We start from the raw sequence: 13053 nt of genomic DNA on the forward strand, positions 1-13053 counted from the left end.
ATTTATTTACACGGGCGGGGCGGCCGCCTCTGAAAATGTGAAGATATGTAGACAGCAAAAGAGCTTCTGATCTGAACTCAGATCAGAAGCTCTTTTGCCGTCCCTTTATCTCATTGTCAAAGCTGTGAAAGCCTGTACAGCGCATTTGACGAAATCAGGGAAGTGCCGTGCTCCCGCAGAAAAGCTTCGCCGGCTTCATCCACTGTGCTGCATGTGCCGTATTCACTCAGAATGTTGCAGGTCCGGTAAAAATCCACCGGAGACATCCCGGACTGATGCAGGATCAGCTCGTAATTGTTCTGCTCCGCCTCGGTCTTGTAGAGCGAATTTGATCCTCTGTAGAAATTGTGAACCGCTTTGGACGCTGAAATGACGTCGTCCAGGCTCCGGAACTGGAATACCTGTATGAGCTTTTTTGGAAGCATATCATTCAGCTTTGAGCGTCTGGAGTCCGCGGTTTCTGTGGCAGGAGAAGCGTCTGTTTTGTTCCCTGCAGCATCTTTGGCTGCAACGGATTTTCCGGTGTCACCGGTGTCCTTCCTTCTCGCCTCGAACAGCCGGTCAAAGAGTTCCGCAAGGGTGGCCGCATCGCCCCCTGTCGAATCAGAGAAAAGGCCGTCACCCAGGGAGGCAGTCGGCTGGGTAAATTTTGAAAATCTGGTATCCAGTTCCTCCGGGTCTTCCACCTTTGTAATTATCAGAGTCAGACTTTCGGAAGAGGTGGGGATCGCTTCGATCATCAGAGGAGAGTTCCCGGAATCGAAACCGACTTCATAGTGTGCCTCTCTCATCATGTCCTGAAAGAGTTTGCGCGATTTGTCGGAACCGTATGCGAGCTCGCTCAGCCGGATATTTCGGCTGGAAAGATCTTCGCTCGTCAAAATACAGCGTATTTTATTATCGCTAATTTTTTCGATTTTCATCTCATCACTTCCTTTCAGCCACAGTATATACCACACTCTGAAAAATTGTAAAGTGGTTCGGATATTTCTGCTTGTGCAATATACCTGCATTATGTATAATATACATACATGAAATACATCGGCGGCGTGAGGAAAAGAGGTGATCCTTATGTACCGGTCTGTTATGTAGTTCGTCAGAGCTTATGCGGATATTTCTGGTTGTAATCTGAAATGTCTTTCTTCTATATTTCTTATTCTTCCATATTTTCTGTTCTTCCAATACTGCCTCCCGGCAGAGGTCTGTTCTTATCCGGAAGAATCCCATTTTTCATTCAATATAGTTTTATCACGGAAGAATCCTATTTTTTTAGCAGTTTATCACTTAAAGTTTCTTTCCTTCCAGTGATGGATTGCTGGAGCCGGAACGCGGAATCCCGGCAGATTCCGCTGATTCCGGAATCTCTGAGAGTACCGTTCCCGGTGATTTCATGCGTGGGAAGGAAAGATCTGTACTGATGGCAGTAGGGCAATGTGGTTGTTGTGCCGCAGGCGGGGTGCGCCAATGTGTATAAAGCCAGCTGCTCCGTTGCTTCGCAACTCACGCAGCTGCCACATGTATTCGCATTCTCGCGTTGCTTCGCATCGCTCCATGCTCATACATGTTAGCGTCGATCAAGCATGCAGTTTTCTGTGCATGCTTCGCATGCCCAAAACTGCCCGCTTGACGACGGCTTTATACGTATAAGCTACGGATTGCTCCGTGCTTCGCACTCTCGCAATCCTACAGGTATTCGGATTTCGCGCGTTCGCGCTTCATCCTCATACCTGTTGCCTTCGAAATCGCATCCAGTCTCTTACACACGCTTCGCGCGTGACGATCCTGTCTGCGTTTTCGAAGAGCTTATACAGTAATATTTCGACGTTTTTTGGGAGGGGGAATCAGAATGTATTATGAAGGAGCAATGATGAATTCATCGGAGTCGGAGCTCTTCCAGTGGGAGGAGAAGGGGTGGAAGCTTTATCTGGACAATCATCCCAGTAACCCGATCCTGATTGAAAATGCGAGGGCAAATGCCGTTCATGAAGGGGGATGTTACATGCCGGATTTTTATTATGATCCGGTGACTGGAGAGAAAATGCTCAATTATAATCTGATTCACAACGAATCAGGAAGAATGACAGATAACTGATACAGAATGGCACAGATGGCAGTTCGGCAATTTGAATGGCCGTGATGCGTCAGATTATCATAAGAGCCTCACCGGCTGCGTTTCTGACGATGAGAGATACCCGACCGTATCCGCGCATCCGGAGGGGGCTCTTTTTTACGCGAACAGTGAGCCGCAGCCGAATGCGAAGTATTCGTGTGCGGCGAGCGTCGCGATAGCGAGATAAAACTCGCGCAGCGTGTTTTATCTCGTTTGACGCTTACGAAGAGCAGTTTCCTGTTTTTTTTTACCTATTTTTTGCCGAGAACGCCCCGATCCGACCTTAGTCGGTCGGGGATGAATCGGCCCTTTTTCTTTTCTTGGCATACTTGCCGGACCACACATACTTTCGTTTGTGATGTTCCGTTCCCTGGTCACGGATATACGCTTCAAGCGTCGGGGTGGAAGCACCGCCTGTTGTTGATACGAAATAACTAGACGACCAGAAAGCATCCTTCCAGAGATATCGTTTCACCTGTTCGGGGTATTCCGCTTTGAAAAACTTGGACAGCTGCGTTTTCAGTGTTGCTATGACTACAGCCGGTGCTTTTGCCGGTGGAACGCTGAACAGAATATGCAGGTGGTCGGGCTCTCCTTTCATTTCAATCATCCGCCCGTCATACAGCTTGAGAAGATACGCAACCCTTTCTTTTGCAGCCGCGCGCATCTCTTCCGTCATAACAGGTCTCCTGTATTTTGTAACCAGTACAACATGGTAGGTCATACTGTAAACCGAATGCGCGCCCTTTGTATATTCCATGGCCTTTGAGCCTCCAAAATAAATGTAATGTTGCGTTTCATATTTTACACACTGCATGCTATAATACTAACATAAATAAGCATTTGAATCAATCTTATGTGAGGATAAAACATGAAGGTTACGATCAACGGGCCAAGGTATTATAAAGAAGAATTAGCGTCAGGCGCATTTGATCTCTGTATCCAATCGATCTGTTGCTATAACGATTTCAAGATCCAAATGTATAATGCAATATACGCCAATCGATATCTCCCGGGATCCAAGGGAGATATCCTTGGATTGAAAAAGATAACCTACAGCGCATGGATGAAGGAGTACGGCATCAATGATTATTATTCCACTTCTCTCTATGCGGAAGTCACCGGTCTCTTATCCTCACAAAGAGAATTCCGGAAGTGGTATCTCGCAAGGATCAAAGATGATCTGGCTGCCCGGAAGAGAAAGATCATCTCCCTGACGGAAAGCCTGACAAAACTGCGGGCGATCAAACAAACGATTGTGTCATATGTTAGGACCGGGAAATTCAAACGGCCCTATAAGGGCTGTATGATGAAAATCAGCGGGCAGACGGCTTTTCCCGGTGGAAGACACGTCTACGCTCTGGAAGAATATGAACGTCTCGTCGAACAGCGGATCCGCAATACCAATGCGCGGCTGCACAACGTACAGGCAGCTTTCCGACGCAGGGAGTGTAAGTTGGAAAAACTTGGCAAGTCCAACCCGGATCGTATTTTGTTCGGATCCATGGCATTTTATAAAACCAAGGATACCGTCGGATGCGACGACACATGGCGCAGAGAGTTCCATCGAAGAAGATATCGAACCATGCAGGCAACCGGAAGGCATACCAGCCGTTATGGGAATTATCTGGTCCATCCGGATGAAACGGGAAACCTGCACTGGGATCTTCCGAAAGGGATGGGAACGGTTGTTTTTCCAAAGTTTCACCTTGCGCGGTATGAGGCGGAATGGCGCGCGTGTTTCCAGTGCAGCAAAGACCTTCGTCAGGCCGTCAGCTATCGGATGAAACGGATGACAGATGGAAACGGCCGGGAATATTTAATCGTATCCGCCAACTTTGATCTCCCGGATCATGAAGCGTCGGCGGATCTGTCCGAGGGATGCATCTCCTGTGACCTGAATGTGGATCATCTGGCATGGGTGGAAGTGGATCCTTCCGGTAAACTGCTTCGTTATGGGAAAATCCCATTTGACCTGGAACATAAGTCATCGACGCAACGCAATCAGATCATAGGCGACGTAGTCTCCCGGGTGGCAGTACTCAACAAGGAAACCGGCAGACCGCTGGTATTTGAGAATCTGGATCTTACCACAAAACGGGCTTCCATGAAATACAGCGTAAAAAGATCCAACTTCCTCGTTTCGTCCTTTGCTTATCAAAAGTTTCGCTTTCATCTGGATTCACAGGGAAGCCGCAAAGGTTTTTCTGTCCTGTACGTAGATCCGGCCTATACGAGCTTCTGGGGAAAGCTGCTGTTCATGCGAAAGTACGGAATCTCCGTCCATACCGCCGCGGCTTACTGCATCGGACTCCGTGCTCTGGAAAGACTGGACGAGCTTATCATCCCTGATGTGTACGGACACCTTCTCGACAGCAAAAAGCAGACCGGCCCTTATTATGCTGCAGAAAAAGACGTGGCGTTGTATAAGAAGCTGTCCGGAATCCGGACACATGCTTTCTACCTGGATCTTCCGGACCTTGGCACTGTCACAAAATTAAAAGACTGGCTGCGGCAGAACGATAAAAGCTGTCCTGCCTGGTACACAGCCGCTTTGTAATCATAAACGGTATTGTTTCGAGAAAACCGGTATCTGCCGTTTTCTATCGTAGTAATCATTAACATCCCGCAAGGGATCACGCCGTATAGCGGTACCCCGACATTTGGCCTCGGCAGTTGTATGTCACTCTCTGGTGCGGGGACGGACGCTTCTATGCGGACTTCGAAAGCATGTCCCATTAGATTCGGGAGGCTTCGGTTTCTTTGTTTCGAAAAGAGCATGCATATACCTCGTAGCTGGTAAAACCGAGGGTTCTTATGGGGAAGCCGCAAGGCTGACCCATCGGAATCCCCAACTGACTTCGGTCAGTTGGGGTAGTTCAAGGAAGGTGCTCTCCTTGCCATGCCTCATTTAACATGTTAAAATAAGTCCGATTGTGACAGAGCGGATTTCGGCCGCAGCGCCTGAGCAGGCGGGCATGGATGAATGAGCAGCAGGGTCCTTTCGCCTGGCACGGAAATATATTGTAAAAAAAGACGTCCGTTTGAGGCGCAAGAGGTCTGTTATGTCGAATTCGCGAAAGAGAAGCAGGAGGGGAAAGCGTTCTGTTCTCCCTGCTGTTATTTTTGGTATCATTGTAGTATTGATTATCGGAACTGCGGCATTTATCTATAACCGGCATTCCTTTACCTATGATCAGATGGATCTGGATTCCTACTTTGGTCTTACATCCGGGAAGGAGGCGGCACTGGTTGTGGATGACGCCGTTCTGGAGACCAAGGGGCTGGTAAAGAACAATCAGGTGTATGTAGATTATGATACCGTGGAGAACTATCTGAATCCGGGATTTTTCTGGGAAAGCGGCAGCGGAAAGCTTCTGCTCACTCTTCCGGACGGCACAAAAACCTGGACGCCTGATGACGGGAGCAATGCGGTTCTGAAGGACGGAGACACCGTGTATATCTCTGCGGACTGTATCGGGGAGAATTCGGATATCGATCTTGAAGTGTATCAGGATCCGTGGAGAGTCGTTGCAAGAACCAAATGGACGAACCTTACGGCAGAGACGGTGACAAAAGATGATGTGATCCGCTTCCGCGGCGGTCCGAAGAGCGATGTTCTGACCAGCGTGAAGGAAGGCGACGTCGTTGTTCTGACTGGGAATGCGGATGAATGGTGTCAGGTGTCCACGAGTGACGGATTTATCGGATATATTCTGAAGTCGGAGCTGAAGACAGCTCCTGAGGGTACGATCAAGCATACCACGGACTCCCGCTTCATCTTTGACCATAAGTTCGCGGATCAGAAGATTAATCTCGCCTGGCAGTATTGCAGTGAGAATGATGATGGAACGGGCTCTTTCACCGAGCTGACCAAGGATGCGGAGGGATTGAATACGATTTCTCCGACGTGGTTCAGCTTTTCCGATGACAAGGGGAAGCTGACTTCCTACGCCAATGCGGAATATGTGAACATGGCGCATAACGCAGGACTTGAGGTATGGGGATGTCTGCAGGACGTGGGCGGAAGCAAGGCCGACATCGGCACCATACTGATGGACGGTGACAGCCGTTCTCTCGTGATCACTCAGCTGATTCAGGCTGCGGAAGACACGGGAATGGACGGAATCAATGTCGATATTGAAACGGTTACTGCAGAGAACACGCCGCAGTATCTGCAGTTTCTTCGGGAACTCTCCGTTGCCGCTCATGCGAAAGATCTGATTGTCTCCGTAGATAATTATGTTCCGGTATATACAGCATATCTGAATCGTGCCGAACAGGCGAAAACCGTGGATTATCTTGTTATCATGGGATACGACGAGCACACGGCGGGATCCGACGAGGCGGGGTCGGTTGCCTCGCTCTCCTTTGTAAAGCAGGGCATTGAGGATACGCTTGCGGAGGTTTCCGCTGACCAGGTGATCAACGCGATCCCGTTTTACACGAGGGGCTGGACGACGGTGTCCGGGGAGGCACCTTCGAGTGAGGCTCTTGGTATGGACGAGGCGGACGAGTGGGTAAAGTCTCTTGGTATCCAGACAAGATGGGATTCGGAAAGCGGTCAGAACACGGGGAGTGTCACCGTGGGTGATGAGACCTACAGCATCTGGCTGGAGGATGAAAAATCCATCGAAGAGAAGATGAAACTGATCCGAAAGGCGGGTCTTGCCGGTGTTGCGGAATGGAGGCTCGGCTACGAGCGATCTGATGTTTGGAAAATCATCAGCAGTTATCTGAAAGACAGCGAGTGAGCAGAGATCGCGGACGGGCAGGGAGAAAAGCCGGAATGGAATCCGAGATTTAAAATCCGGGGATGCTGTGCTATACTTTACTTACGCTTACGGTGAGCCGGGCGCTCATCGCCTTATGGCGGGCATTGCGAAGACGAGATAAAACCCGCGAAGTGCGTTTTATCTCGTTTCGATTACGGGAGTATACGATCAAAGGGGGTAACCGCTATGGCCGAAAATGAAGAATTGTTCAAGACTACCGCATTTGGAGGGTACGACAAGGACGATGTGCTGGCTGAGATTCAGCGATTAAAGGATAATGCCTATCAGGAAAAGAGCAAAATAATCCGGGATCTCGCGGATGCAAAGAAAGCCCTTGCAGCGAAGGATAACGAGATCAGTGAAAAGGACGCAAAGATTGCGGAGCTTCAGGAGACACTGGAGGCGCGGGATCAGGAGATCCTCAAGATGGAGAAAACCATCCGCGAGAAGTATCAGTCGTATGTCGATAATTATGAGACAATCGGAAGCCTGATCTATGAGGCAAAGATCCGCGCAAAGCAGATTGACCGTGAGACTGAGGCTGAGAAGCAGAGAAGAATCTCAGAGGCGGAGACGGAAGCAAGGAAAATTCGTGACGAAGCGCAGGTGGAGGCACAGAAAACTCTGGCGGGCGTGCAGAAGGAAGTTGATGAGATCAACCGCGAGGGGAAACAGAAGTATGAAGCTGTCCAGGAAGAGCTTGCAAATGTTGTCGAGATCTTCAACCGCGTGCAGAAGCAGTTCATGAATTCCTACAAGACGATTCAGGATATTGTGAACGAAAGCCCGGAGATAGGGGAGAACTGTGACCTGCCGCTTCGCGAAGATGATTATTAAAGGATGGAAGTGAACCGATCCATGCAGACTGGAAAAGCAAAAATTGTCAGGATGACGGAAGATAACCTGGATATGGATGCCCTTCGTGAGGCGGGAAGAATTCTGAGAGAGGGAGGCCTTGTCGCGTTTCCGACGGAGACGGTCTACGGACTTGGAGGAAATGCCCTGGATCCTGAGGCTTCCCGAAAGATCTATGCCGCGAAGGGAAGACCCTCGGACAATCCGCTGATTGTACACATCGCAGATCTGGAGCATCTATTTCCGCTGGTTCGTGAGTTCCCGGAGGGAGCAAGGAGACTTGCAGAGAGATACTGGCCGGGACCGCTGACCATGATTTTTCAGAAGACCGATCTGGTTCCCTATGAGACAACGGGAGGGCTGGATACGGTGGCGGTTCGTTTTCCGGACAATGCCATTGCAAGGGAGATGATCCGCCAGGGAGGAGGATATGTTGCCGCGCCGAGCGCGAATACGTCCGGAAGACCGAGCCCGACACTCGCCAGTCATGTGGAGGAGGATCTCGGCAGCAAGATCGATATGATCATTGACGGAGGTCAGGTGAATATCGGTCTGGAGTCTACGATTGTGGATTTCAGTGAGGGACATCCGGTCATTTTGCGTCCGGGTTTTCTGAATCAGGAGATGTTGGAGAAGGTGATCGGAGAGGTCACAGTTGACCCTGGTATCATGTCCGAGAATATTCATGTGCGGCCGAAGGCACCGGGCATGCGGTACAAGCATTATGCGCCGAAGGCAGATCTTGCGATCGTAGAGGGACAGCCGGAGGCTGTTTTTTCAAAAATCCGGGAGCTGACCGAAAAGAGACTTTCGGAGGGCTTTCGTGTCGGTATCATCTGCACAGAGGAGAGCCGGGACCGGTACACAGAAGGAGATATCCGTTGTATTGGAAGCAGGGCAGACGACAGGACTATTGCGCACCATCTATATGAGATTCTGCGGGACTTCGATGCTGACGGGGTTGACTATATCTATACAGAATCCTTTGAGACACCGAGAATGGGTCAGGCAATCATGAATCGTCTGATCAAGGCGGCCGGCCATGAAGTGATTCAGGCGTGATAGGTGCCTGACCGGGTTTTCAGAAAGAGGCAGATACAGATCAGCACATGCGTGCTGCAGAGAAGGAGGACAAAATGATAGCACTTGGATGTGACCATGGCGGTTACCGGCTGATGCAGGAGGTCAAAACTCATCTTGATGCTAAGGGAATCGCATACAGGGATTTTGGATGTTTCAGCGAAGAATCTGTCGATTACCCGGATTATGCCCACAAGGTCGGGCACGCTGTTCAGGATGGAAGCTGCGAGAAGGGAATCCTGATCTGCGGTACCGGAATCGGCATCTCGATCACTGCAAATAAGATGAAGGGAATCCGCTGCGCACTCTGCACGAACGAGTATATGGCGAGGGCAACGCGGGAGCATAACGATGCCAATGTACTTGCGATGGGCGGAAGAGTCACGGGACCCGGAGTTGCGTGCGGAATTGTAGATGCGTTTCTAAGCACACCGTTCTCGGAAGGGGAGAGACATATCCGAAGGATCCGTAAGATTGAAGAGGAACAGTAACGAGGCGAAAATCGAATTGCCGGAAGAAAGCCCGCTGCATGTTGCAGAGGAACAACTCGTGGAAACAGTAATGCAAAGGACCTGGATGCCGGAAGGAAGCGGTAATTTGCCGGAGAATGCGGCACCTGTGTCCGGACGGAGACAGATCGTCTGTAAGGAACCTGTGTCTTGCATTTATATGAGTGGAAAGGAAGAAAAATGGGAAAAGTAATTATTATGGATCATCCGCTGATCAAGCATAAAATCGGAATCATCCGCGAGGAAAGTACGGGAACCAAGGAATTTCGCGAAATTATCTCCGAGATTGCCATGCTGGAGTGCTATGAATCAACACGCAGTATTCCGCTTGAGGATGTTGAGATCCAGACACCGATCACAAAAACAACCGTTCAGAGACTGGCCGGCAAGAAGCTGGCCATCGTACCGATTCTTCGTGCGGGTCTGGGAATGGTTTCCGGTATCCAGACGCTGATCCCCGCCGCAAAGGTCGGACACATCGGCATGTACAGAGATCCAGAATCCTTGCAGCCGGTGGAGTATTACTGTAAGCTTCCTTCCGACATTGAAGAACGTGAGGTTTTTGTGGTGGATCCGATGCTTGCGACCGGAGGCTCTGCGTGTGACGCGATCCGCCAGCTGAAAAAGCATGGATGCCAGAAAATCCATTTCCTGTGTATTATTGCGGCGCCGCAGGGACTGGAGCGCCTGCAGAAGGAACATCCGGATGTATCGATCGTGGTAGGCGCGCTGGACGATCATCTGAATGAACAAGGATACATTGTGCCCGGACTCGGCGATGCGGGAGACAGGATTTTCGGAACAAAGTAAAGCGCCGACATGTTGTGAACAGGGGCACACATTGTATAAGCTGCGGATTGCCCATGCTTCGTACACTTGCGATCCTACAGGCGATCTGTCTGCGTTTTCGAAGGGCTTATACACAGAATGCTGGAGGAACGATGTCAGATAAGCGAAAAGACTATATTTCCTGGGATGAGTATTTTATGGCAGTTGCCAAGCTGGCAGGCATGCGTTCCAAGGATCCGAATTCCCAGGTGGGATGCTGTATTGTGAGCCAGGACAACAAGATTCTTTCCATCGGCTATAATGGATTTCCGAGAGGCTGCTCCGATGATGCCTTTCCGTGGGCCAGAAGCAACGAGGATCCGCTGAAGACAAAGTATGTCTATGTGACGCACAGCGAGCTGAACGCGATCCTGAATTACCGGGGCGGAAGTCTCGAAGGTGCAAAGCTGTATGTCTCGCTTTTTCCGTGTAATGAATGTGCGAAGGCAATTATCCAGGCGGGAATCCGGAAGGTCATCTATGATGATGACAAGTATGACAAAACACCTTCCGTCATTGCATCGAAAATGATGTTTCAGGCAGCTGGAGTAGAGTTTGAAAAATATAACTCCTCGGGCAGGATACTCACAATCCGTGTCTGAGAAAAAACAGAATGTCAGCACATTCAGGTCAGGGTTCAATATTCAGGATAAGGACAGGTGCATCGGCTTTAAAAACCAGACAGGAGGGGACAGAAAATGGTCCGTAAAGAGAACGTTACTTATGTAGATGGCCTTGCAGGAGGAAGAGGAAGAGCAAAGGTTTCCCATATCGTGTCCAGGGAGGAACTTATGGGGCATGGAAGGATGTACGCAAAGGTTACACTTCCGCCAGGCGCAAGCGTAGGCTGGCATCAGCATGTACATGACACGGAGCCTTACTATATTCTGAAGGGCCACGGTGACTTTATTGATAATGACCACAGGATTTATCATGTGTCAGCCGGAGACGTCTGCGTGATTGAGGTCGGACAGTATCACAGCATGGAGAACAATTCGGACGATGATCTGGAGTTCATGGCATTGATCTACAATGAAGCCGGGTATCTGAGCGACTGACAGGAACAGATTCATGGTCAGTGCGGCAAAGGACATCTGACACGTGACATATGGCGAGGGACACATGTCATACTAAGCAGTGACAAGTCCCTGACATTTATTTTAATAGAAGCATTGTAAATGATTTGACAGAAACATTATAAAGAGAAGCATTACAAGCAGAAGCATTATAACCAGAAGCATTACAAGGGATAAAGCTGCGCTCTTGCGCGGTATTATATGCCGACAGGCAGCAGGCTGGAGCAGACAAGGGACTGTGACGGCCTGCTTTTTTTACGCGAACAGTGAGCCGCAGCCGAATGCGAAGTATTCGTGTGCGGCGAGCGTCGCGATAGCGAGATAAAACTCGCGCAGCGTGTTTTATCTCGTTGTGAATCGGTGTCTTCCTCATTTCGGAAGTAGTACAGATCAAGGAGATCTCTTTCGCTGATGTGTTGGATTTTCCGATAGGTCATTCCTTCCGGAGTGTTGTTCAAATATTTTTGCGATGAATTGCCATAAGAATAACCCGAAAATAATTTGCCATTAGCGCCGCGCTCAATTCACCGCGCATTCACCACTCAACAGCAAAAGTAGTTGACAAAAAAATAATGCAGTGCTATCTTATGAAACATAGGCGTTAGCACTCTGCAATTTAGAGTGCTGACAAACCGGCAGAGGGAACGATCCTGTCGGAGATTAATCCTCAGTAAGGAAGAAAGGAGCCAAGGAGTGGGAGAAGATTTGGATGAACGAAAAAAGACGATTCTAAAGGCTATTATCCAGACATACCTGGAGACGGGAGAGCCTGTCGGATCACGGACAATTTCCAAATACACAGACCTGAATCTGAGCTCCGCGACCATCCGAAATGAGATGTCGGATCTGGAGGAAATGGGGTATATTATTCAGCCGCATACTTCGTCCGGACGGATTCCCTCCGATAAGGGATATCGGCTTTATGTAAATGAGCTGATACAGAAAACAAATCAGGATGCCGAAGCACAGACGCTGATGATTCAGAAAACGGACCGTATGGAAAAAATACTGAAGCAGGTCGTGGATGTGCTGGCACAGAACACCAATTATGCGACAATGATTGCCGGACCGTCGTATCATCAGAATTCATTGAAATTTATTCAGCTGTCACGGATCAATGAGAAACAGCTTCTTGCGGTAGTTGTGGCACAGGGAAATCTGGTGAAAAACCAGATGATTGACCTCAAGGAATCTATTGATGAAGACGATATTCTGAAACTGAATCTGCTTCTGAACAACGAGCTGAACGGAAAGACAATCGGCGAGATCAATCTGGATATGATCACCCGGATGAAGCAGCAGGCGGGTATACACAGTGAGGTTATCAGCAGCGTGATCGATGCGGTGGCGGAGACCATACAGCCGGGAGATGAGGACATGCCGATCTATCTCAGCGGCGCAACAAACATTTTCGATTATCCGGAACTTGCGGATTCAAGAAAAGCCAAGGAGCTGATGACCGCGTTCGGAGACAAGAAGGAGCTGGCCGAGATGATCCGCGAGACGGCCCCGGGCGAGGAAGCCTCGAACGGGATCACCGCCTATATCGGGAACGAATCCCCGATTCAGGGCATGAAGGACTGCTCCGTTGTCACCGCAAACTACAATCTTGGAAACGGGATGAAGGGAACGGTAGCTATTGTAGGCCCTCGTAGAATGGATTATAAGAAAGTAGTAGAAAATCTGAAACAGCTGAAATCACAGATGAATGCTCTCTTCGGAAACGGGGACGCCAAGCTCGAGACTTCGTCCGATCATGGTATTATCGATGACAGCACAGAGTCCTAGCAGACCGGGATCCGGGAGTGCACGAAGAAGTG

The 13053-nt window shown here is 49.5% G+C and carries 12 protein-coding genes; 10 read left to right on the forward strand and 2 right to left on the reverse strand.

All coding sequences use genetic code 11. The features are described 5' to 3' along the window. Positions 1 to 116: 116 nt before the first annotated feature. Entirely contained in the window at positions 117 to 923 is an 807-nt protein-coding gene (locus tag ACTQZS_RS05975) for an adaptor protein MecA (protein ID WP_441475003.1), read from the reverse strand. Between the two features lie 923 nt (positions 924 to 1846). Here ACTQZS_RS05975 and ACTQZS_RS05980 point away from each other — a divergent pair. After that, a complete protein-coding gene (locus tag ACTQZS_RS05980; RefSeq protein ID WP_441475004.1) occupies positions 1847 to 2092 on the forward strand; it encodes a hypothetical protein in 246 nt (81 codons plus the stop codon). A 301-nt stretch (positions 2093 to 2393) separates the two neighbouring features. Here ACTQZS_RS05980 and tnpA read toward each other — a convergent pair whose 3' ends face one another. After that, on the reverse strand, positions 2394 to 2870 hold the full coding sequence (tnpA, locus tag ACTQZS_RS05985) for an IS200/IS605 family transposase (RefSeq protein WP_441475005.1): 477 nt from the start codon (positions 2868 to 2870) through the stop codon (positions 2394 to 2396). A 111-nt stretch (positions 2871 to 2981) separates the two neighbouring features. Between tnpA and ACTQZS_RS05990 the strand changes: the two genes are divergently transcribed. The 9 genes from ACTQZS_RS05990 to hrcA all read left to right on the forward strand — a co-directional run bounded on the left by ACTQZS_RS05990 (position 2982) and on the right by hrcA (position 13021). Continuing rightward, positions 2982 to 4670 (forward strand): hypothetical protein, encoded by a 1689-nt coding sequence (locus ACTQZS_RS05990; RefSeq protein WP_441475006.1) that lies wholly within the window; start codon positions 2982 to 2984, stop codon positions 4668 to 4670. A gap of 505 nt (positions 4671 to 5175) precedes the next feature. Then, entirely contained in the window at positions 5176 to 6864 is a 1689-nt protein-coding gene (locus ACTQZS_RS05995) for a glycosyl hydrolase family 18 protein (RefSeq protein WP_441475007.1), read from the forward strand. 207 nt (positions 6865 to 7071) lie between these two features. Beyond that, the gene (locus ACTQZS_RS06000; protein ID WP_441475008.1) at positions 7072 to 7722 is read left to right on the forward strand and encodes a hypothetical protein; all 651 of its coding nucleotides are present in this window, start codon (positions 7072 to 7074) and stop codon (positions 7720 to 7722) included. 3 nt (positions 7723 to 7725) lie between these two features. Next, positions 7726 to 8802 carry an L-threonylcarbamoyladenylate synthase gene (locus tag ACTQZS_RS06005; RefSeq protein WP_441475009.1) on the forward strand — a complete coding sequence of 359 codons (1077 nt, stop codon included), beginning with the start codon at positions 7726 to 7728 and terminating at the stop codon, positions 8800 to 8802. A gap of 74 nt (positions 8803 to 8876) precedes the next feature. Next, positions 8877 to 9311, forward strand: coding sequence for a ribose 5-phosphate isomerase B (rpiB, locus tag ACTQZS_RS06010; RefSeq protein WP_441475010.1), 435 nt, complete (start codon positions 8877 to 8879; stop codon positions 9309 to 9311). A gap of 198 nt (positions 9312 to 9509) precedes the next feature. Beyond that, positions 9510 to 10139, forward strand: coding sequence for a uracil phosphoribosyltransferase (gene upp / locus ACTQZS_RS06015; protein WP_441475011.1), 630 nt, complete (start codon positions 9510 to 9512; stop codon positions 10137 to 10139). A gap of 131 nt (positions 10140 to 10270) precedes the next feature. Beyond that, positions 10271 to 10759: a deoxycytidylate deaminase gene (locus ACTQZS_RS06020; protein ID WP_441099885.1), complete on the forward strand. Its 489-nt coding sequence runs from the start codon at positions 10271 to 10273 to the stop codon at positions 10757 to 10759. A 96-nt stretch (positions 10760 to 10855) separates the two neighbouring features. Continuing rightward, positions 10856 to 11215 carry a cupin domain-containing protein gene (locus ACTQZS_RS06025; RefSeq protein WP_441475012.1) on the forward strand — a complete coding sequence of 120 codons (360 nt, stop codon included), beginning with the start codon at positions 10856 to 10858 and terminating at the stop codon, positions 11213 to 11215. Between the two features lie 711 nt (positions 11216 to 11926). Continuing rightward, on the forward strand, positions 11927 to 13021 hold the full coding sequence (hrcA, locus tag ACTQZS_RS06030; protein ID WP_441475013.1) for a heat-inducible transcriptional repressor HrcA: 1095 nt from the start codon (positions 11927 to 11929) through the stop codon (positions 13019 to 13021). The last annotated feature ends 32 nt before the right edge of the window (positions 13022 to 13053 follow it).

Origin of the sequence: Bilifractor sp. LCP19S3_H10 (assembly GCF_052119185.1) — a bacterium.
GTDB lineage: Bacteria > Bacillota > Clostridia > Lachnospirales > Lachnospiraceae > Bilifractor.

What these genes read in the sequence shown, in the direction of transcription:
- ACTQZS_RS05975 (WP_441475003.1), bottom strand. Translation starts at nt 923, where the DNA reads ATGAAAATCGAAAAAATTAGCGATAATAAAATACGCTGTATTTTGACG.
- ACTQZS_RS06020 (WP_441099885.1), top strand. Translation starts at nt 10,271, where the DNA reads ATGTCAGATAAGCGAAAAGACTATATTTCCTGGGATGAGTATTTTATG.
- rpiB (WP_441475010.1), top strand. Translation starts at nt 8,877, where the DNA reads ATGATAGCACTTGGATGTGACCATGGCGGTTACCGGCTGATGCAGGAG.
- tnpA (WP_441475005.1), bottom strand. Translation starts at nt 2,870, where the DNA reads ATGGAATATACAAAGGGCGCGCATTCGGTTTACAGTATGACCTACCAT.
- ACTQZS_RS05980 (WP_441475004.1), top strand. Translation starts at nt 1,847, where the DNA reads ATGTATTATGAAGGAGCAATGATGAATTCATCGGAGTCGGAGCTCTTC.
- ACTQZS_RS06000 (WP_441475008.1), top strand. Translation starts at nt 7,072, where the DNA reads ATGGCCGAAAATGAAGAATTGTTCAAGACTACCGCATTTGGAGGGTAC.
- ACTQZS_RS06005 (WP_441475009.1), top strand. Translation starts at nt 7,726, where the DNA reads ATGGAAGTGAACCGATCCATGCAGACTGGAAAAGCAAAAATTGTCAGG.
- upp (WP_441475011.1), top strand. Translation starts at nt 9,510, where the DNA reads ATGGGAAAAGTAATTATTATGGATCATCCGCTGATCAAGCATAAAATC.
- ACTQZS_RS05990 (WP_441475006.1), top strand. Translation starts at nt 2,982, where the DNA reads ATGAAGGTTACGATCAACGGGCCAAGGTATTATAAAGAAGAATTAGCG.
- ACTQZS_RS05995 (WP_441475007.1), top strand. Translation starts at nt 5,176, where the DNA reads ATGTCGAATTCGCGAAAGAGAAGCAGGAGGGGAAAGCGTTCTGTTCTC.
- ACTQZS_RS06025 (WP_441475012.1), top strand. Translation starts at nt 10,856, where the DNA reads ATGGTCCGTAAAGAGAACGTTACTTATGTAGATGGCCTTGCAGGAGGA.